The 19,049-nt window shown below is 69.7% G+C and carries 19 protein-coding genes and 2 riboswitches; of the genes, 8 read left to right on the top strand and 11 right to left on the bottom strand.

The features are described from left to right. Positions 1-163: 163 nt before the first annotated feature. From ACFQ11_RS24195 to ACFQ11_RS24215, 5 genes are all read right to left on the bottom strand, one after another. Positions 164-1,093 (bottom strand): M56 family metallopeptidase, encoded by a 930-nt coding sequence (locus ACFQ11_RS24195; protein ID WP_378302411.1) that lies wholly within the window; start codon positions 1,091-1,093, stop codon positions 164-166. Between the two features lie 4 nt (positions 1,094-1,097). Further along, a complete protein-coding gene (locus ACFQ11_RS24200) occupies positions 1,098-1,481 on the bottom strand; it encodes a BlaI/MecI/CopY family transcriptional regulator (protein WP_378302413.1) in 384 nt (127 codons plus the stop codon). A gap of 122 nt (positions 1,482-1,603) precedes the next feature. Further along, positions 1,604-2,191 carry a DUF4396 domain-containing protein gene (locus tag ACFQ11_RS24205; RefSeq protein ID WP_378302415.1) on the bottom strand — a complete coding sequence of 196 codons (588 nt, stop codon included), beginning with the start codon at positions 2,189-2,191 and terminating at the stop codon, positions 1,604-1,606. A 152-nt stretch (positions 2,192-2,343) separates the two neighbouring features. Then, a complete protein-coding gene (locus tag ACFQ11_RS24210; protein WP_378302417.1) occupies positions 2,344-2,649 on the bottom strand; it encodes a metal-sensitive transcriptional regulator in 306 nt (101 codons plus the stop codon). Positions 2,650-2,712: 63 nt separating this feature from the next. Then, positions 2,713-3,840 (bottom strand): MFS transporter, encoded by a 1,128-nt coding sequence (locus ACFQ11_RS24215; RefSeq protein ID WP_378302419.1) that lies wholly within the window; start codon positions 3,838-3,840, stop codon positions 2,713-2,715. A gap of 337 nt (positions 3,841-4,177) precedes the next feature. On the opposite strand from ACFQ11_RS24215, the gene ACFQ11_RS24220 reads away from it, so the two are divergent. From ACFQ11_RS24220 to ACFQ11_RS24235, 4 genes are all read left to right on the top strand, one after another. Next, positions 4,178-5,629 carry an MFS transporter gene (locus tag ACFQ11_RS24220; RefSeq protein ID WP_378302421.1) on the top strand — a complete coding sequence of 484 codons (1,452 nt, stop codon included), beginning with the start codon at positions 4,178-4,180 and terminating at the stop codon, positions 5,627-5,629. Between the two features lie 60 nt (positions 5,630-5,689). Continuing rightward, on the top strand, positions 5,690-6,214 hold the full coding sequence (locus tag ACFQ11_RS24225) for a carboxymuconolactone decarboxylase family protein (protein ID WP_378302423.1): 525 nt from the start codon (positions 5,690-5,692) through the stop codon (positions 6,212-6,214). Positions 6,215-6,430: 216 nt separating this feature from the next. Then, positions 6,431-6,578, top strand: a riboswitch (cyclic di-AMP (ydaO/yuaA leader). Between the two features lie 377 nt (positions 6,579-6,955). After that, positions 6,956-7,735 (top strand): peptidoglycan recognition protein family protein, encoded by a 780-nt coding sequence (locus tag ACFQ11_RS24230; RefSeq protein ID WP_378302425.1) that lies wholly within the window; start codon positions 6,956-6,958, stop codon positions 7,733-7,735. A 445-nt stretch (positions 7,736-8,180) separates the two neighbouring features. After that, positions 8,181-8,339: a hypothetical protein gene (locus ACFQ11_RS24235; protein WP_378302427.1), complete on the top strand. Its 159-nt coding sequence runs from the start codon at positions 8,181-8,183 to the stop codon at positions 8,337-8,339. 221 nt (positions 8,340-8,560) lie between these two features. Here the strand turns inward: ACFQ11_RS24235 and ACFQ11_RS24240 are convergent, their stop codons facing one another. Beyond that, on the bottom strand, positions 8,561-8,953 hold the full coding sequence (locus tag ACFQ11_RS24240; protein ID WP_378302429.1) for a hypothetical protein: 393 nt from the start codon (positions 8,951-8,953) through the stop codon (positions 8,561-8,563). Between the two features lie 231 nt (positions 8,954-9,184). Further along, the gene (locus tag ACFQ11_RS24245; protein WP_378302432.1) at positions 9,185-10,081 is read right to left on the bottom strand and encodes a F510_1955 family glycosylhydrolase; all 897 of its coding nucleotides are present in this window, start codon (positions 10,079-10,081) and stop codon (positions 9,185-9,187) included. A gap of 326 nt (positions 10,082-10,407) precedes the next feature. Here ACFQ11_RS24245 and ACFQ11_RS24250 point away from each other — a divergent pair, with 326 nt between their 5' ends. From ACFQ11_RS24250 to ACFQ11_RS24265, 4 genes are all read left to right on the top strand, one after another. Then, positions 10,408-11,313 (top strand): hypothetical protein, encoded by a 906-nt coding sequence (locus ACFQ11_RS24250; RefSeq protein ID WP_378302434.1) that lies wholly within the window; start codon positions 10,408-10,410, stop codon positions 11,311-11,313. 91 nt (positions 11,314-11,404) lie between these two features. Continuing rightward, complete coding sequence (locus tag ACFQ11_RS24255; RefSeq protein WP_378302436.1) at positions 11,405-12,091, top strand: class I SAM-dependent methyltransferase; 687 nt, start codon at positions 11,405-11,407, stop codon at positions 12,089-12,091. Positions 12,092-12,174: 83 nt separating this feature from the next. Next, positions 12,175-12,549 (top strand): BlaI/MecI/CopY family transcriptional regulator, encoded by a 375-nt coding sequence (locus tag ACFQ11_RS24260; RefSeq protein WP_378302438.1) that lies wholly within the window; start codon positions 12,175-12,177, stop codon positions 12,547-12,549. Then, positions 12,546-13,496: a M56 family metallopeptidase gene (locus ACFQ11_RS24265; RefSeq protein ID WP_378302440.1), complete on the top strand. Its 951-nt coding sequence runs from the start codon at positions 12,546-12,548 to the stop codon at positions 13,494-13,496. Before ACFQ11_RS24260 ends, ACFQ11_RS24265 begins: the two co-directional genes overlap by 4 nt. A gap of 155 nt (positions 13,497-13,651) precedes the next feature. Here the strand turns inward: ACFQ11_RS24265 and ACFQ11_RS24270 are convergent, their stop codons facing one another. The 4 genes from ACFQ11_RS24270 to ACFQ11_RS24285 all read right to left on the bottom strand — a co-directional run. Continuing rightward, positions 13,652-14,689 carry a C40 family peptidase gene (locus tag ACFQ11_RS24270; RefSeq protein WP_378302442.1) on the bottom strand — a complete coding sequence of 346 codons (1,038 nt, stop codon included), beginning with the start codon at positions 14,687-14,689 and terminating at the stop codon, positions 13,652-13,654. 272 nt (positions 14,690-14,961) lie between these two features. Further along, complete coding sequence (locus ACFQ11_RS24275; RefSeq protein WP_378302444.1) at positions 14,962-16,719, bottom strand: VanW family protein; 1,758 nt, start codon at positions 16,717-16,719, stop codon at positions 14,962-14,964. Positions 16,720-16,959: 240 nt separating this feature from the next. Beyond that, on the bottom strand, positions 16,960-17,826 hold the full coding sequence (locus ACFQ11_RS24280) for a CHAP domain-containing protein (protein WP_378302446.1): 867 nt from the start codon (positions 17,824-17,826) through the stop codon (positions 16,960-16,962). Continuing rightward, a riboswitch (cyclic di-AMP (ydaO/yuaA leader) is annotated at positions 17,815-17,944 on the bottom strand. It overlaps the preceding gene by 12 nt. Positions 17,945-18,484: 540 nt before the next feature. After that, on the bottom strand, positions 18,485-19,049 hold a 565-nt coding region (locus tag ACFQ11_RS24285; RefSeq protein ID WP_378302448.1), incomplete at its 5' end, for a proton-conducting transporter transmembrane domain-containing protein.

Genomic DNA, 19,049 nt, shown 5'->3' on the forward strand with positions numbered 1-19,049 from the left:
CCGGCTGCTGCGCTCTTGGACGTAGGCACGAACTGGCCGACTTGGACGGGTTTCGCGCAATGGTCGGTCACCTACCTACGGTGCCTCGCGCAGGGCCACCGGTAATGCGCACACCACCCATCGAGCTGCTGGCGTTCGGCTTCCACAGAACGGCTTGCCAGTGTCAGCAGGGGAGGATCAGCTGGCCGACGGCTGCGGCGGCGGTGAACAGGGGCGCGATGGTCGCGCAGATCGAGAGGGCCCACGCGAGGGGTCGTCCCGCCCGGCCAGGGCGGTGAGGTCTTCCCTCCAGCCGTGCCAGCCGCTTCGTCAGCGTTCCACCGTTCGAGCCCGAGGCGGCGAGTACTCCCGCGAACTCCGGGGCGCTGCCGACCCGCCGCAGCGCGTCGGCGAGCGTCCGGTGTCCTGCGGTGCGTGCGGCGGCGTCGTCGGCGGCCATCTCGAGCAGGAGCGGGACGCGCGACCTGGCACGTCGGACGGTCGGCGACCACGGCAGCAGGGCATGGCCGGCGTCGAGCAGGAGCAGGACCAGGTGGTGGCGCTGGCGCAGATGTGCTCGTTCGTGCTCGAGTACGGCCGCCAGTTGCCGCGTACTGAGTCTGCGTTGGGCGCCGGTGGACAGGACGATCGGCCGTCTCCGGGAGGGCAGGCAGTACGCGACCGGTATGGGATGGTCAAGAAGGAGGACGTCCGAGTGCCGTTCGTCTTCGTGCGCGACCATGTGGAGCATCTCGCGGTGGTCGCGTCGGCGCCGAAGCGTCCCTCGAAGACGGGGGACGGTTCGCATCAGCCGGTGTCCGCACAGGTAGAGCAGCGGCATGCTCAACGCACCGGCGAGGACGGTGGCCGCCGTGCGGTGATGCGGAAGGCAGCCGTGCAGCCATTCGACGAACCCGTGGCCCGGAGTCGGCGGCCACAGCAGGGCGATCATCACGGCGCCGGTCACCGCGGCGAAGGTCCCGGCCACGGCGCCCAGCCACGCGCCGATCGCCGTGCCCGGCTGGGTCCCGGAGGAGTACCGGTCCAGCACGGGACCGGCTCCCCAGCCGAGCAGGAGAGCGGTGGCGAGCAGGGCGACGAGGAGGACCGACATCGCGTCAGGACCCGGGCTCGTCGGCCGCGCGGCGGCGCAGCACCTCCAGGAGGCGCCGCGCGTCCTCGGACGGCACGCCCTCGGCGAAGCGGGTCAGGACGGCGCCGTGGTCGGACGTCGTCGCGGTCAGGGCGTCGATCATCACCTCGGCCACGTAGTCCTCCCGCGTGCACGTCGGGCCGTAACGGAACGCCTGGCCGTCCGGGATCTTCTCCAGCATGCTCTTGCGCGCGAGCCGTTCCGCCACCGTCTGGACGGTGTTGTAGGCGAGCGGCTTCTGCTGCTTCTCGTTCAGCCTCGTCAGCAACTCACGGACGCGCAGGGGCTCCGGTTCGGCCCACAGGACGTCCATGATGGCGCGCTCGAGCGAGCCGCCGAGTCCCTCCACACGATCACCTCGATCCCGCTGACATTCTGCCGAATGAGCGGGGAGGAAGCGGCCGATGAGCTGAGCCCGAACCCGCCGGGTCTCACTGTACGTCCGGTCGGGTCGAGCTCGGCTCAGCGCGCTCAGTGGTGGTACTGGTGCACGACGGCGTGCCCCTTGCCGCGGCTGATCATCCAGCGGTTGATCGGAGTCGTGAGGACGAACGCCACGAGGAAGGCGAACGCCAGCGCGCCCCAGAAGAGGGGGCTGGCCAAGCCGGCGTGCATCGCGCCCGGCACGATCAGCATGACCCCGTTGTCCAGAATTTCCATGATCGCGATGGAGACGGTGTCGGCGGCCAGCGCGACCTTGAACGCCGCGCGCAGCGTGAGCCCCGCTTTGAGGACGCCGCGCATGGTGAGCGCGTACCCGAAGAAGAACGCCAGAGCCACGGCCAGGGCGATGGTGGGGAGGTTGGGCCAGCCGAGCGCGGTTCCGATCACCATGCCGAGCACCTCGCCGATCGCGCAGCCCGTCAGGCAGTGCAGGGTCGCCTGCGCGGCCATGCCCCACGACACCGTCCCGCCGTGGCCGTGCGCCGCGCCTTCGCCGTGCCCGGCATGGTGCGCATGGTCGTGCTCCATGTGGTGATGTCCCGCATGGTCGTGCTGACCGGTATCGCTTTGGCGCCCCGCCTCGGACGGCGGAACATGCTGGTCATGCGTGCTCATGGAGTACTCCATCCAAATCTTCCCCGGGGAGCTCGGCGCCCCCGGACCGTGCCGTGCAAGGGAACCTACACGTTGTAGGAGATACTCCGGCAGGGCGCACTATCGAACTGTTGATCCCCGTGAGAGCCGAGGATGGACGCGGGCGAGGAGAGCTATCCCCTGCGCATGAGTCGGCCGACGGCCGCCATCATCTCCATCCTGACCTCGTCTTCGCGCCCCTCGTCCCTTCCATGGCTCATGCAGTGCCCGACGTGGTCGTCCAGGAGCCCGAGAGCGACCTTGTCCAGCGCCGCCTGGATGGCGGAGATCTGAGTGAGGACATCGATGCAGTAGCGGTCCTCCTCCACCATCGACTGAACCCCCCTCACCTGCCCTTCGATGCGGCGCAGGCGGACCTGCAGTTGTTCTTTGGTGGCCGTGTACCCGCGAGTCGGCGCGGGCGCCTTCGGTGTCGTCATAGCGCCATTGTACAGGTACCCCGTATGGGTATAAGTCGAAATGGTCTCGTGGTCTCAGGGGCATCACCGGACGCCCCCCAGAGCGCGGCGCGCGATGAGTGCGGCGGGCACGAGCAGGCCGAAGGTCAGCGCCATGCTCGGCGCGAGTCCGAGCACCCCCTGGGCCGCGCCGACCGGGATGTAGAGGAGGCCGGCGAGCGCGTTACCGACGCCGATGACGATGCCCGCGGTGGCCGCGGGCGCATCGGGAGCGGCGTTCTGCGCGGCGACGATCAGCAGTGGCTGACTCGCATACACGAGCACGCCGGCGACGACCGCGACGGCGACCGTGCCCGGGCCCGCGGGCAGGGCCAGGACGCCGAGCATCGGAAGGACAGCGGCCAACAGTGAGACGGTCGTGGTCCGTGCGTAGCCGAAGCGCGCACCCGCGGCACCGCCCAGCAGCGCACCGAGACCTGCGGCCAGGGAGAACGCGGCGAGGGTTCTCCCGAGCAGTGGATGGTCGGTGGCGAGGCCTCTCTCAGTGACGAGCCAGAGCGGAACCGCGCTGGTGAAGGTGATGAACGCCAGGCTGATGAGGGTGGCCGCGGCCGTCAGCCACGCGACCGTCCCGGTCAGAGCGCGGCGGTCGACGAACCGGCCGAGGCGGGTACCGTGCGGCTGCCAGTCCGGCAGAAGGACGAACAGGGCGAGCGCGAGGACGAGTCCGGGCAGCATCAACCACGGCAGCGCTCCGGTGCCCCGGCTCGCCACCAGATAGAGGATCAGTATCGGGCCGGCGGCGAATCCGATCATCCCTCCGGCGGTGAACAATCCCACGGCGAGCCCGGGATTCTTGGCGGTCGGCCCTCCGACGATGCTGGTGGAGACCGGGTGCAGTGCCGCGGAACCGATTCCTCCGAAGGCGAGCAGGGCGACCACGAGGAAGATTTCGGGAGCGGTGCCGACGAGGCTGAGCGACACCGCGGCCAGGGCGACGCCGCCTGCGGCGACGCGGCGGAGGCCGATTCCGTCGGCCAGGGCGCCGAGCAGCGGCTGGGTCACCGATGAGCTGACATTGAAGACGGCCACCAGCAGGGCCAGAGTGGCGGTACCGGCGGCGAATCGGGCTTGAAGCATGGGCAGCAGCGCCCCGAGCACGGCGGTCAAAGCGTCGTTGACGGCGTGCACGAGGGCCAGGAGTACCGCCATCCGCGTACCGGACACGACGCCCGGTCGGCGTACCACGTGAGTCACGATGCCTCCTCGGTCGGGCCCGATCGCGCGTTGCGAGGCCGGGCGGGGACTGCGATGACGTGGCGAACTACCCCTACCCCGTATCTATTTCATTGAATTGAAGACCGGGGCGAGCCGAGGACCTCCGGGGCGCAGCACTGCAGGTGCATGCATATCTGCGCGTACAGGCAGGACGACCGGCCTACAGCACCGAGGTTCACTTCCTCCCGTCCCAAGGGTTGCAGTTTGAACGCCACCCCCGTAGGGTATGCCGCGTTCTACAGATACCCCCTAGGGGTAAGAAGGAGTGATCATGTCTGCTCGTTCCGCCCCGCCCGCGAACCGCCGCTGGTGGGCGCTGGCCCTGATCGCGACGGCCCAGTTCATCGTGATCATGGACACTTCGATCATCGGTGTGGCGCTGCCCCGCATGCAGGAGGACCTCGGCTTCTCGCAGGAGAACCTGTCGTGGGTCTTCAACGCCTACGTCGTCGCCTTCGGCGGCCTGCTCCTGCTCGGCGGACGGCTCTCCGACCTCTTCGGGGCACGGCGGCTGTTCTCCGCCGGCTGGGTCGTCCTGCTCGCCGGGTCCGCCGTGGCGGGCGCAGCCGGGAGCGTGGCCGTCGAGCTGACGGGCCGCGCGCTGCAGGGCGTCGGCGCGGCCCTCATCGCGCCCGCCGCGCTGACCCTGCTGATGATGCTGTTCGGCTCGTCGCCGCGAGAACTCACCAAGGCCCTGTCCCTGTACGGCGCCGCGGCCCCGGCCGGCGGCACCGCGGGCGTGTTCCTCGGCGGCGTCATCACCGAGTACGCGTCCTGGCCGTGGGTCTTCTACATCAACGTCCCGATCGCCGTCCTGGCGCTGGTCGCCGCGCCGCTGCTCATGCCCGGCGGCGGGGGCGGGGCGCGCGGCTCGATCGACCTGGTCGGCGCGCTCACGGTCACGGCGGGACTCGGCGCGGTCGTCTTCGCGATCGTCCGCGCCCCCGAGGTCGGCTGGGGATCCCTCGCGACCTGGGGCGTCCTCCTCGGCGGGCTGGTGCTGCTGGCGGTGTTCCTCGCCGTGCAGGCGTCCCGCCGCGCCCCGCTGATGCCGCTGTCGATCTTCCGCGCGCCGAACCTGGGCGCGGCCAACCTCGCGCAACTGCTCCTCGGCGGCGCGTGGATCCCGATGTGGTTCTTCCTGAACCTCTACCTGCAGCAGGTGCTCGGGTACAGCGCGTTCCCGTCGGGCGCGGCGCTCGTCCCGATGACCGCGCTGATCATGATCGGGATGATCGTGCTGGCCCCGCGCGCCATCGGCCGCTTCGGCCCGAAGGCGATCACCGTCGCCGGGCTGCTGGTGCTGGCCGCGGGCATGGGGTGGCTGTCGCTCGTCCGTCCGGACGGCTCGTACTGGACGGACGTGCTGCCGGCCTCGCTCGTCGCGGCGCTCGGCATGTCGCTGGCCTTCATCCCCACACTGGGCACCGCGATGTCGGCGGCCGCGCCCGAGGAGGGCGGGCTCGCGTCCGGGATCGTGAACACGAGCTACCAGGTCGGGTCGGCGCTGGGGCTGGCGGCGATGACCGCCATCGCCGCCGCCTTCGGCACGGACGAACCGGGGAACGCGCCCGCGCTCACCGACGGCTTCTCGGCCGCCTTCATCGGCGCGGGCCTGATCGCGCTCGCCGGAGCCGGACTGGCCGCCGCCACCCTGCGGACGCCCCGCCCGTCGCCGGAGCCGGCGCCCGCGGCACCACGCGAGAAGGCCAAGGGCCACTGACCCAACCACCCGAGGGGGCCGCGTCCAGCGGCCCCCCATCCCCCGCGAACGGAGACGATCGTGCGCAACCTGCCGCCGCTCACCCCCGACGAGGCGCCCGCCAAGTCCCGCGAACTCCTCGCCGGCATCATCGCCCGGCACGGCTCGGCCGGGGACATGGTCGGCACCATGGCCCACTCCCCCGCCCTCCTGCAGGGCTACCTCGACCTCTCCCGCGCCATGAAAAGAACCAAGATCTCCCGCCCGCTGAGCGAGAAGATCTCGCTGGCCCTCCAGGAGTGGATCGGCTGCGGCACCTGCATGGCGGCGCACATCGAGGCGGGCCGGGCCGCGGGGCTCACCGAGACCGACATCGCCCTCGCCCGGCAGGGCACCGCGGCCGACGCCCGCGAGGCCGCACTGGTCGACTTCGCCCTGCGGGTCCTGACCGAGCCGTCCTCGCTCACCTCCGACGACGTGACCGCTCTGCGCGAGCACGGCTGGAACGACCGGGTCATCAGCGAGATCGTCGGCCTGGTCGCCCTCAACATGCTGACCGGGTCCTTCAACCTGGTCGCCGGCAACCAGCCGTCCTCCGACGCATGAGCCCTGGTGCCGACGGATCACCAAGACCGGGCCCCATGGCCGTCGGTGCCCCGGCCTGACGCAACGTCGGGTCGGGGCACCGGCGTCGAGCCGGTGAAGACGGCTGCGCGCCGCCACCCCGGTAGATCAACATTGAATTTTACCCTGACCGAGTTGGAATCCCGGCGCTCCATGTCCTATCTTCCTTAGTACTCGGCCGGCGTCCATCGAAAGACGACCGGCCGAACGCCTAATTCCAAGACGTCCGACGTCTGGAAGCCGGGGACCCACATTATTGGGGTGAATCCGCGATGCCCGTCGCGGTAGGGCCTGCTCCTGGCCCGAACCCGTCAGCTAACCCGGTAGGCAGTCAAGGAGAGGAGAAACGTTGTACGAGCAGGACACTCCCCTGGCCAGGTTCGATCGCGCCCCCGAGCATCGGACGAGCGCGCGCCCCTCACCGCCTCCGCCGGGCCGAGACCGATAGCGACACACGACGGCCGAGCATGCGGCGACGTCCGCTGACGCGCGATCGCCATTGAACGCTTCGCACACTTCGTGAGGCATGCCCGCGCAAGCTCACTTCTGCACGGTCGCCCCGCCCCCTTTGCCTACGCTCGGCGTAAGCCAGAGCCGTGGGATTAGTGCCCCCTTCCCCGACCCCTCATCTCTTCACAGGCGATGACCCGCGCCTGTTCATCGGCCTGCCGTTTTTCTTTTATCGGCGGCGCCACGGGATGACTTCTTCGAAGGAACACCCCGATGACTTACGACGGCAAACATCGTTCCCCCCGCGGCCCGATGAGCGGTGTCGCCCCCCGGCGCACCTTTCTCCTGGGCGGCCTCCTCGCGGCCGGAGCCGCGGTCGGCGTCCAGGAGCTCACACGCTCACCGGCCGGGCGAGCGGCCACCGGAACCGGCGAGGCGGTGTCCGAGCAAAGCCGGTCGCGCGCCCCCGGTAACGCGCGTAGAGCCTCGGCCACCGTGCCGTTCGTCCATCCCACCGCCCAGTGGGGAGCGGACGACCCCGACCGGGAGGCGACCGTGCTGTCGCGTCCGCCCAAGTACGTGGTCGTCCATCACACCTCGACCGACAACGTCGACGACGACTCGATCGCGCGGGCCCGCTACCTCGCCCGCGCCATCCAGAACGCGCACAAGGACCGGGGGTGGGGCGACACCGGTCAGCAGTTCACCATCAGCCGCGGCGGTCACATCATGGAGGGACGAACGGGCAGCCTCGCCGCGGCCGAACGTGGCGAGATGGTGATGGGCACGCACGTGGCGGGAGCCAACGAGTTCACGGTGGGCATCGAGTGCGAGGGCACCTACAACGACGTCCTGCCACCGCGTCGCCTGCGCGATTCCCTGGTGCAACTCTGCGCCTGGTTGTGCGAGCAATACGACCTGGATCCGCACGACGCCATCGTGCCGCACAAGAAGTTCAACGACACCGACTGCTGCGGCGACAAGTTCGCCCCGACCCTCCCGAGTCTCCGCGACGACGTCGCGTCCATCGTGTCACCAAGCCGCCTTCGCTGAAGCGGGACGGCCGGCCCACCAGCCGTCATGCGCCCCCGGTTGAGCGCCGCCCCGCAGTCAGGAGCTCACACTCGAGATGAGCGGTGCCGTGCACATCACGAGAACGATCACCCCGTACAGGTCCAGGAACGAGAGCAGCACCTGGCTGCGGTCGAGCCTCATCGCTGGGGCCGGTCACCGAGGAGTTGCGCGACGCGCCTGCGTGACACCGGCGAAGAACGCGCGGGAGGTGTTTTCCGTCGTATGTCCGGCCACGAGGAGAGCCCTCGCGACGGCGGCTCGACCGGCGTGGTCGATGGCCGCTCTGTCCGCACCGACCTCCGCCCTCCGCACGTGCCTCGCCGCGCCACCGGCACGCCTACGACAACAGGCCGTCTCGGAGACCCACCGCGCCCTCGTCTCACCCCGACCGACGCCGGACGTCGTCCGTGGCTGGCAACAGGAAATGCTCACCACCACCCCCGCGGTCCTGCTGACCTGGCTCGAGATGAGCGCCCGCGCCATCACCGCCCCTTACCTGGCCGTCTTCAGCCGCGAACCCTGGCCCAGCCGCGACGTGTGGCTACGGAAGCTGATTCCCCATGCTGTGAACGACCACGTCTGATTCAGGTGCCCGCCGGCCCGGCGACACCACGACCACCTGGAGAGGTCGCCATCGGCCGTCCCCAAATCCGCCTCTCGTCCGAGAGCAGGCCTGCGGGGACGGCCAATGGACCGGCGCCGTCGGCTCCGCTTCGGCATTGGTGTGCGCTCCCTCGGCCGCCCGCCTCGTCCTCGCGGCTTCGGCCTCGCAGCGCCCTCACGTCGCGGCGCCGCAGGTGATCGTCATTTCGGTTCGGTCCGCGGTTCCGACGTCTCAGGACCCGCCGGTTCGTCGCCCGCTTCCGGCAACGGGAGAGTGCCGTGCGGCCCGTCAGCGGTGTCCACTTCGTCGACGATGGGCCGGAACTTGTACGTCACCTGCGTTGCCTGAGCGACGACTCCACTGCTCAGGACGGTGTTGCGATGGCGGAGGGCACCGTTCTCCCGCAGCAGGTTGTCGATCTCCCTCTTGGCCTTGGCCAGCCGGTTCGTCATGCGCAGATGGACACCGAGGCCGCCGAGAGCGAGCCCGAGGACGAAACCGGCGAGAGGCGGCCACCAGATGACGGACGCCGCCGTGACGGCGAGAGCAACGGTGGCCGCGAGGGCGGCCCCGTGCTTCTCCAGCCAGCCCAACGCAGCATCGACTCGCCTGGGAATCCGCACCGCCGCCCCTTCGCCAGATCTACTAAGCTTCATAGTAGATCAGGGGTCGTGCCGTGGAGTGGTTTCCGCTCGATTAAATGGCCGATCCATCCAGGACGAACCCGCCTCTCCGGTCGGTCTTCTAAAGAAGATCCTTAGTAGTTGGGCCGGAGAGGACGGTCATCGTCGGCGCGCGGCTCCGGCAGAGCCCGCGGGCCGTGTTCAATCTGCGCGGTAGACGACGTCGAACGTGCGTCCGCCGTCACGGGACTCATGGACCGCGCCGTCCTGTCCCGCGGCGAGAAGGTGCTCTCCATCGACGGCGGTGAAGGCGGAGACCTGTCCGCCAGGGATCTGCCCGGGGCTCCGCCACGCACTGTTCTCCATGCCGATCTGGACGCGTCCGTCGGGGGCGACACCGACGAGGGTCCCGTCGTCCAGCACGTCCAGATGCGTCAGGTCGGGCGCTTCCCGCAGGGCCTCGAAGGTCGCCCCCGAGTCCTCGCTCACCTGAACGCCCTGCTGCGTGGCCGCATAGACCCGTTCCGGCTCCCGCTCGTGTGCGGCCAGGTCGTTCGCCTCGATGCGGGCCCCGTCGACCCACGTGCGGCCGCCGTCTCGGCTGCGACGAACGCCCGCGGTCTGGCTGTCGTAGGCGTACAGGATCGATCCGGCCTGCTGGAGGGAGTGGAAGTCGGCCTCGCCGACCTCGGACACCGACGTCCACGTCCGTCCCGCATCGGTGGAACGCATCAGGCCGAGGTGGGGCGGAGTCCCCTCGGCCGCATCCGCCGGCGCCGGGTGACCGCTGGCGAGGAACGTCCGCGGGCCGATGATGGTGAAGCCCATCGTGTCCTGGCGGTTGTCCGCGACCCGGGTCGCCCGCTCCGGGGATTCGACCTTGAACAGTCCGTAGTGGGCCGCCACGTAGATCGACTCGTCGGCCGGGTCCATGGCAACGGCGTGCACGTGCCCGAGCCCGGTGCCGGTCTCGGCATGAGAGCCGGTGCCGTCTTCTTCCGAGCCGGCGCCGCACGCCGCGAGGACCGCCGAGACCATGACCGCGGCCACCGCGAAGAGGGGCCGCCTTGCCGGGGAGTGCTGGATGCGCGGATTCATGGAGAGCCCCTCTCATGCCGGGTACCCGAGCGGGGTCATCATCCCCGGCTCGGCGTGGTGGACGTCGACGCGTGCGTCCGTCCACCCACGACGAGCGGCACCGAGCTCGTACATCGCGGTGGACGATAGTAAATGGCCACGACCTGCACGCCACGGCCGGGCCATAATGCCTCTCTGGCCTATGTTCCCTGCCTCCAGTAATCTACTATCGGCGATAGTAGATTACTGGAGGGCGCTTGATGGCGTGGTCTAGGTCGTCGTTCTCGGACGGTCACCGCGGACGGGCGGCGCGCCGCTGCGCGGCGATCCTGGCGGCGCTCGCCTGCGTGGCGGTGGCGCAACCGGCCGCCGCGAGGGCGGCCGCGACCCGGCCCGAGAAGGATCCGGCCGAGCAGCTGGCCGATCTCGAGAAGCGCAAGAAGGCATTGGAAAAGGACTACCGGGGGCGGATCGAGACCCTGGAAGACCTGCAGGACGGCGCCGCGAAGGCCACGAGCCGAGCCGCTCGGCTCGACCGCGAGCTGAAAACGGCTCGTGCCCAGGTTCGCGCGTTGGCGGCGGGCAGCTACATGACCGGCGCTCGCGACTCGCTGCCGACGCTGCTCGACGGTGACGGAGCGGCTCTCCGCGGCGCCGTCATGCTCGAGTACCTGGCACGCGACGGCGGCCGCCGCATCCAGAGCGTCACGGAACTGGCCCTGGAGGCCGAGGAATCCCGCCGGACCGCCGAGAAAAAGGTCGAGGCGGTCCGCCGCGAGGTCGCGGAGTTGGAGGGCAAGCGGAGCAAGGTGCGGAAGCTGCTCGCCAAGTACCGCGCCGAGAACCCGTCGCGCGGGCGTCCGGACGGCGTTTCGGGGAAGGCGAAGTCTCCCTTGGTGGGCACCTACATGACGCCGCGTATGCGCGCGGTCATGCTCGAGATCGACCAGAAGTTCGGCCCGTTCCCCATGATCGGCTGCTACCGCCCGGGAGACCCGCAGGACCACGGGTCCGGGCGTGCCTGCGACTTCATGGAGAGCACGGCCGGTCAGATGCCCACCGCGTCCGCCACCGCGCACGGTGACTCGGTCGCCCGTTACGCGGTCGACAACGCCGGACGGCTCGGCATCAAGTACGTGATCTGGCGGCAGCGCATCTGGGACGCCCGTAGCGGAAGCGGCTGGCGCCAGATGGAAGACCGCGGCGGCATCACGCAGAACCACATGGACCACCCGCACATCTCCGTGTTCTGAGAACCCCACGGTCAACGTCCCAATGGCCTTGTCGACGAACGGTCATCGGCGTCACCTACGAGGCACACTAGTAACGGCTGGAGGTTGTGCGATGGCCACGGATGCCGAACATGCTCCCGGCGCCGCCGGGCAATGGCATCACCATGTGCTCGCCGCCCGTGTGACGGCCGCTCTGAGCACCGAGATCCGGCTTAGGGCCGCTCCACGCCCACAGGACCGCTGCATCGACCTGGGCGCGGGCGTCGGCTCGCTCGCCGTTCCCCTCTCGGCCGAGGTCGCCGAGGTCATCGCGATCGAACCGTCCAAGGGACTGCGGGCCGTGCTCGCCGCCCGGGCGGAGGAACTCGATCCTCCGGGCATCAGGATCGAGGCCGTGCCGATCACCGAGCTGATCATGCCGCGGGAGAGCTGCGACCTGGTGGTGTCCGGTTTCGCCCTCCACCACTGCATGAACGCCGACAAGCGCGCCCTCGTGTCCCGGGTCCGCCGCTGGCTTCGCCCCGGGGGAAGGCTGGTGATCGGCGACATGATGAGCCACCGGCAGGAGGAGTCCGGTTCGCGACGGCTGCGCGCGGGCGGAGCGGAGCACGGCGGCAGAGGGAGGATCGACCGGAGCGCCGGACGGCTCTTCCCTGCGGCGCTCCACGCACTGCGCGAATCACCGGCCACGGGAGATTTCTGGATCGAGGCCCTCCAGGACGCGGGATACCGAAGCGTGGGCCATCGGCAGCTTCTGCCGGGCATCGGAGTGGTGTGGGGGGCCGTGAACGTCCTCTGATCAGGCATCACCCGATGAAGGGGAATTACTATCGACTGTAGTATGCGGGCGGTCAGCCCTCGGATGCCGGAAGGCGGTGCGTCATGGCCGGGCAGCGCTTCGGCGACCTGGAGGCCGCGATCATGGACAGGATGTGGTCCTACGCCCGGCCGGCCAACGTCCGCGAGGTCCTCGAGGACCTCCAGAAGGAGCGGACGATCGCCTACACCACGGTGATGACCGTGATGGACAACCTTCGCAAGAAGGGGTGGTTGCGCCGGAAGCGAGCGGGACGCGCCTACGTCTACGAGGCGGTCGCCTCACGCGAGGGCTACACGGCCAAACTGATGCGCGAGGCACTCGCGACGAGCAACAACCAGGCCGCGGCACTGGTGCATTTCCTGTCCGACCTGTCCCCGGAGGAGAGCGAGGCACTCCGGGCGGCCCTGAAGGTCGTGCGGCCCCAGGACGACGAGTGACCGCGGTCACGGCCCTGCTCGGCTACGCCGTCCTGCTGGGCGCCTTCGGGCCGCGTCTGCTCCGCGCCCGCGGCTGGACCGAGCGGGCCCCGCGGCTGGGCGTCCTGGCCTGGCAGACGGCCGGGGCGTCGGTTCTGGGCGCCGTGATCCTCGCGGGGCTGATTCTGGCGGTGCCGATCGTCGAGGCTCCGCACGCCTTGTCCGACCTGCTCGCGGCGTGCCGCCTGATGCTTCGCGTGCACTACGAGAGCGCTCCCCAACCCATCGCCGGGTACACGGGGATCCTCGTGTCCGGCGCGATCCTGCTCTGGACGGCCGGGCACATCGTCGCCGCGTTCGGCACCACGGCGATTCAGCGGCGCCGGCACGCCCGCGCGCTCGCCATGGTGGCCCGGAGACACGTTGACCTGGACGCCCTCGTCGTCGAATACGACCAGCCGCTCGCCTACTGCGTGCCGGGACGTCACCGCTGCGTCGTGCTGAGCACGGGCGCCCTCGAGCATCTCGACGAGGAGCAGGTGTCGGCGGTGCTCGCGCACGAGCACGCGCACCTGGCCGGCCGTCACCACCTCGCGATCAACACGGCCATGGCCTTCGGACGGGCGTTCCCCGGCGTCCCGCTCCTGCGGGCCGCTCGCTCGGAAGTCCCCAGGCTGCTGGAACTCCTCGCGGACGACGTGGCGGCACGCCAACACGATCGGGTCACCCTGGCGGCCGCGCTGGTGACCGTCGCCAACGGCCGGACGCCCGCGATGGCGCTCGGCGCGGGCGGAGGCACGGCGCTGCTGCGCGTACGGCGTCTGCTCGCTCCGCACGACCCCTTGTCCCGCACGGAACGCCTCACCGGCGGCGTGGGCATCGCGCTGCTCGCCGCCCTTCCGCTCGCGCTCGCCGCCAACCCCGCGATCACCGCCCTCCTCGAACGCCACTGCCATTTCCCCGGCTGACGCGGACGCACGCCCCGGGGCAGACGACCGTGGCCCTGCGACCTCCCGGTGAACGACCCGCGCGACCGCAGAAACGCACTGCGCGGAGCCGACCGGACGTGAGCGTCCCCGTCACAGGGGGCGATTGACGGGGACGCGGCTCGGCGAGGCGGCGGTCAGGCGACCCGGACACCTCCCGCGAACGGACGTCCGGCGATCGGGCTGATCTTGACGACGTCGCCGGTCTGCGGGGCGTGCACCATATTCCCGCCCCCGATGTACAGCCCCATGTGGTGCAGGTCGCTGTAGAAGAAGACCAGGTCACCCGGCTTGAGTTGCGACTGGGACACCCGTGTCCCGGCGTTGAACTGGCTGCCGGTGAAGTGGGGAAGGGTGATGCCGACCTGCGCGTACGCGTAGAGCGTCAGCCCCGAGCAGTCGAATCCCTTGATGTTGGCGCCCTGCGCGGTGCCGTAGGACGGGCCGGACGCGTTGCCGCCGCCCCACGAGTACGGGACGCCGCGCTGGCTCAAGGCCGCCCGGACGGCCCCCATGGCCTTCGCGGACGCCCCGCCCGGGTCCACGTTGGGGGCGGGCCCTACGTTGGTCCCGGAGGCGGCGCTCAACCGGCGCTCGACCTTCTGCAGCTTCTTCTGGAGCTCCTGGTACTTCTTCTTCGCCTTGCCCGTGACCTGCCGCACCTCTTCGGTGCGCATCTCGGCCATCTTTCGGGAGCGCTCGGCGGCCTGCATGGTCTGCAGCAGCTGGGTGACGCGAGTGCTGTTCTGCCGCGCGAAGTAGTTGAGGGTGGCCGACCGGTCCAGCACCGCCTGGGGGTCCGCGGAACTCGTAAGCTCGACCGCCGGATCCACCGTGCCGTTCTTGTAGCTGGTGGCCGCGACCTCGGCGACCTTCTTGCGCGCCTCCTCCAGCGCTTCTTTGTTCCGCGCGGCGTTCTCCTCGGCGGCCTTGGCGGCCTTCTTCGCCTGGTCGAGACGTACCCGCAGGCCGTTGTACTGCTCGCTGGCCTGCTCCGCCTCGTTCGCGAGCTTCTCCTGCTGCTCGGTCAGCTCCTTGCGGGAGGGTTCCGGTTCCGCCCACGCGGGCGCGGGGACCATGAGCCCCGTCGTGAGGGCGATCGAAGCGGTCCATGCCGCGCTGAGGGTGATCCGGCGGCGGGCCGTCGCTCGTCCTTCGGCAGCTCGTCGCTGCATGCACTGTCCTCTCCTGTGCCGCCTACCGGGTGAGCCGCCGGGTTCGGGCCGGAGTCGCCCTTCCGTCCGTGCGGAGGACGGAAATCCCGCGGCAGTGATCGGGGCCCCGGTTCCCGGGACGGGGGTCCGCGGGATTAGGCGCGGCCATCGCCGTCCCCGGTGGGGACGTCCAGCCATGGCTCCTACGGAGCGTAGGAGATAGTGCCCTCATCCGCCACCCAAGTGGCCGATCGGACGAATCACCTCAGAGGTCCCAGCAGCTCCGTCCGGTCCTATGTACAGGTGATCCGGGGCTCGGAGAGGTAGGTGGTGTGGAACTTCTGGCGCCGCAGCACCTTGCCGTCCTGCTTGAAGATCCGCCAGACGTCGATCTTGAAGCCGTCCGCTCCCGGCATCGGAATGCAGTTCTCTCCCGTATCGGTCTTGCTATCGAAGCCGCGGATCGCGTACCGCTCGGAACTCTCCGACTCGATGTCGTACCGCTTGGTGCTCCAGAAGGTCACTGTGATGGACGTGTCGGTGTAGGAGGTGTCGACCAGGACGCCGTACGGGGAGTCGTTGCGCCAGCGGAAGTCCGGCTGGGGGAAGGAAACGGTCGACTCTCGCCCGGCCGGATACCGGGAGATGTAGAAGCTGTGCGGCATGTGCTGCACGTCTTCCAGCCCACCGAAGAAGACCGCGTTGAACATCGTGGTCGCGAACTGCGAGATGCCCCCGCCCACGTCGTCCACATAGCGCCCGTTAAGGATCATCGGAGCGGGCACGAAGCCGCGCGCCCTGTCGCGCTTCCCCACGATGCCGTTGAGCGAGAAGGTCTCACCCGGACGGACGATGTGGCCGTCGAGGATGTCGGCGATCGTGTGGATGTTCGTGACCCGGGGCGCGCAGCAGGGGTGGCGGGTCGTGAAGGTGCTGATCTTCTCACGGACGCCGAGCTTGCGGGCCTCCTCGGTGGTCAGCCGAGGTTCGGTGGCGGTCAACGGTACGTTCGCCTCCCGCCCCTGGGCGCGCACGGCCGCCGAGACCACCGCGTCGGCGAGCGCCTTCGGTTCGGCCTCACGCCCCGCCGCCGAGGGAACGAGGCGCGGGCCACCGGCTTTGATCTCGAACGTGGCGTCCCGGGCGGGACGTTCGACCTCGCGCAACCGCGGCTCCATGGCTTGCGCCAGCTTCTCGCCGTCGATCCGCGGCCGCATGGCTCCGGCGCCGTCGGGCTCGAACGTCAGGAACGGGGCGAACCCTTCGGCCTCGATGGTGAGCCGCTCGCCCCCGAACAACAGGGTGACCGGCCCGGAGACGGCGACCCGTGCGGGCCCCTCCGCCGTCCGGCGGACGGCGTCCGCGCCGACCTTCGGCTGCACCGGCCCAGTCTCGAGGTCGAGCGGAGCCGGTTTCCCCGCGAGAGCCCGCAGGAAGGCAGCACGTATCGGTGCCGCAGCCTGCCGCGGGTCCAGGCCGACGCCGGCTCGGGGGAGGACGACCTCTGGAGTGGTGCCGTGGAACCGTACGGCCCCCGGCTTTACCGGAGCACCGATCTGCGCGTTCGCCTTGGCGAGCGCGTCGGCCAGTTTGGACTCATCGACCCTGACACGGGGGTCCACGTCGCGTCCGCCCAGGACGGCGTCGAAGACGGAAAAGAACCCGAACTTGTTCTCCATCGCGGCCTCCACCGTGGCGCGCGCGTCCAGGGAAAGGCCCGCCTCCTCGGGTTTCAGCGACACTTCATGGCCGCCCGCGCGGATGCGCAAGGGCTGTGCCGCCCCCTCGGCGGCGCGTTTCCCGAGCCGCTCGACCGCGGCCCGTTCGTCGAGCCCGCCGAGATCGATGCCGAGCACGCGCGTTCCTCGAGGCACCTGGGGACCGCTGTACGCCGCGGCGGCTCCGTATGCGACGGCCACAAGCAGGACGATCATCGTGACGGCGAGAACGGTGGCGCGCCGGGGCCGGGTCCTGACGCCGAGGAGCAGCCGCGCACCGCGCCGCGCTTTCCCCTGTTCCGTAGAGGACGGACGGGTGCTCTGCAATGCCACCTCACTCGCGGTACGGGCACCTCGCGGACCAAGGCACTACAACTAAGGAGGATAGTAGACAAGACCCATGGTCACGCCCTCATTCGGTCACTCGACAAGCCCTCCATGGGCTGGTCATAGATCTACACGGCGCGAGAGGCGACACAAATCCCCTAAGGGAGTTAGTAGCTCCTTCTCGCCGCGAACACACCGAAGGCGCCCGGCGGTGAGCCGGACGCCTTCGGCGCGCGCCGTCGCGGATCAGGCGGCGTAGTCGGGGTAGCCGTACCCGACGACCTGCCCCTTGTCGCGGATCTTCTGCTTCACCTCGTTGTCGACGTTGCCGCCGATGCTGGTGATGGTGCCGTCGCCGTTGTCCTCGACGACCAGGCCGATGTGGTCGATGGCGCCGATGTCGCCGTTCGAGCCGTTGCCCCAGTCGTAGAAGGCGAGCGCGCCCGGCTTGGGCTCGGTGCCCCACCGCCCGGTGTCCTTGAACCAGTTCGCGTGCTGGACGGTGTAGGCGTCCCAGCCCATGCCCTTGACGCCGGTCTGCGAGCCGAGCCAGGAGACGAACATGTCGCACCACGGAGCGCCGTTGTAGGCGGCGGTCGAGAATCCGCCGTCACGAGCGGCGGTCGACTCGGCGTGCGGCGTGGAGACGTACCACTCATGGAACTTGGTCATGTTGCCGGGCCCCTCCTCCTTGATACCGACCTGCTCCTTGGCCAGGTCGATCACCTCGGAGGCCTCGACGGCCTGCGGCTGCACCTTCCATCCCTGCTCCCGAGCCTCGGCGAGCGACATCGTCGACGCCGACTTCTCGGAGGTCTGGGACACCGCCGCGGCGTGCTTGACGTTCACCGTGGCCGCGAGATCCTCGGTGGACGCGTTCGCACCGCCGAGCGGACTGAAGACGGCCAGTCCCACGGCGCCGGCCAGTACCGCGCCGGCGGCGAGACCGGCGGCTCGCTCTTCGGGGCTCAGGCGCTTGAGCGCGAGTGCGGGGGCGGCGCGCTTGACGGCGTTCTGCGGACCCTTGAAAGCGGCCTGGGGGGCCTTTCGCTTGACGGACTGCTTAAGTCGTTCAAAACGACCGGTCATACAGGGAATCTCCTCGACTTCCATGACGCCTACCGGGTTAGCTGTCGGATTCGGGCATGGAAGAGCCCTACGGTGCTCGCGCACCGATTCACCCCGTAGAACTTGGGTCCCCGGCTCCGCTCGGCCCTGGCGGGCCTGTGCGGACTCGGCCTTCACGCCGCGCAGCGGCGCTGACTTGTCGGATTTCTCTGAGCGACTCTCTCGAAAGGAGGCGCGCGTGCATGGCGCGCGTCGCGTGCGTGGTCCGCTCCGCGACCGGCGGCCGCACCCTTGGCGCGGCCGGCCACAACGCATGGATCGCGTTGCGAGATGGGCCCGAAGGTACCAACCGCCCCAAGAAAAGCAAACCACCTCAAAAACGATCTTTTCCCTGGTCAAACCCCTTCCAAGGACCTGCCAAGATGCACTCGGGAAGACTCTTCCCGACCCTTGCCGACGCCCCCATGGCCCCCCACACGGGCCCTCGCAGCCACTTCTGCCCGCTGGACTTCCGTGATCGGTGAACCAGTCGCACAACCGTCTTCGGCCTGCGCCGATCAACCGAGGCGATCCACGAGAGTGATCCAAGTCACGCCAGTACGGCACCTTCGGCTACGAGGCGAGGGGTTGCCTGATCAGTGAGAGCGCATGCAGGCACGGGTTTCCGCCGCTGGGTGCCCTGCCGCTCATTTCTGTCATTCCGTCACCCGATGGTGAGTGCGATGCCGCTTCCGATGCCGAGGGCCAGGGATCCGGCCGCCGCCAGGTAGGCCGTCCACCGGGCCGAGCGGTCCAGGTCGCCCTCCCACGTGGTGTCTCGCGAAAACGCCGGGACGATCCAGCGCAGGTAGTAGAAGACGCTCGCGACGGAGTTGACGGCGGCGACCACGGCGAGCCACGCGTGGCCGCCGTCCAGCGCCGCGCCGAACATCAGGAGCTTGCCGACGAACACGGCCGTCGGCGGAGTGCCGACGAGCCCCAGCAGGCAGACGACGAGCGAGACGGCGAGGAGCCGGGACCGGCGCGCCAGCGCCCCATAGGCGGCGAGGTCGTCCCGGCCGACGGCGATGACCACCGCGAACGCGCCAAGGTTGGTGACCGCGTACGCGGCAAGGAAGAACAGCAGCGCGGGTTCGGCCAGGTCGGTGCGTCCGGCCACGGCGACCGGGATGAGGAGGTACCCGGCCTGGCCGATGGTCGAGTACGCGAGCAGCCGACGGACGTTGTCCTGCGTGAAGGCCGCGAGGTTGCCCAGCGTCATGGTCACC

Source organism: Actinomadura sediminis, from assembly GCF_042675525.1.
In the GTDB taxonomy this organism is placed as follows: domain Bacteria; phylum Actinomycetota; class Actinomycetes; order Streptosporangiales; family Streptosporangiaceae; genus Spirillospora; species Spirillospora sediminis.

Bases quoted from the DNA above. Each gene is read 5' to 3' on its own strand.
- ACFQ11_RS24220 (WP_378302421.1), top strand. From the start codon at position 4,178: ATGTCTGCTCGTTCCGCCCCGCCCGCGAACCGCCGCTGGTGGGCGCTG.
- ACFQ11_RS24205 (WP_378302415.1), bottom strand. From the start codon at position 2,191: ATGAGCACGCATGACCAGCATGTTCCGCCGTCCGAGGCGGGGCGCCAA.
- ACFQ11_RS24195 (WP_378302411.1), bottom strand. From the start codon at position 1,093: ATGTCGGTCCTCCTCGTCGCCCTGCTCGCCACCGCTCTCCTGCTCGGC.
- ACFQ11_RS24235 (WP_378302427.1), top strand. From the start codon at position 8,181: ATGCTCACCACCACCCCCGCGGTCCTGCTGACCTGGCTCGAGATGAGC.
- ACFQ11_RS24270 (WP_378302442.1), bottom strand. From the start codon at position 14,689: ATGCAGCGACGAGCTGCCGAAGGACGAGCGACGGCCCGCCGCCGGATC.
- ACFQ11_RS24255 (WP_378302436.1), top strand. From the start codon at position 11,405: ATGGCCACGGATGCCGAACATGCTCCCGGCGCCGCCGGGCAATGGCAT.
- ACFQ11_RS24245 (WP_378302432.1), bottom strand. From the start codon at position 10,081: ATGAATCCGCGCATCCAGCACTCCCCGGCAAGGCGGCCCCTCTTCGCG.
- ACFQ11_RS24280 (WP_378302446.1), bottom strand. From the start codon at position 17,826: ATGGAAGTCGAGGAGATTCCCTGTATGACCGGTCGTTTTGAACGACTT.
- ACFQ11_RS24215 (WP_378302419.1), bottom strand. From the start codon at position 3,840: ATGGCGGTACTCCTGGCCCTCGTGCACGCCGTCAACGACGCTTTGACC.
- ACFQ11_RS24260 (WP_378302438.1), top strand. From the start codon at position 12,175: ATGGCCGGGCAGCGCTTCGGCGACCTGGAGGCCGCGATCATGGACAGG.
- ACFQ11_RS24210 (WP_378302417.1), bottom strand. From the start codon at position 2,649: ATGACGACACCGAAGGCGCCCGCGCCGACTCGCGGGTACACGGCCACC.
- ACFQ11_RS24230 (WP_378302425.1), top strand. From the start codon at position 6,956: ATGACTTACGACGGCAAACATCGTTCCCCCCGCGGCCCGATGAGCGGT.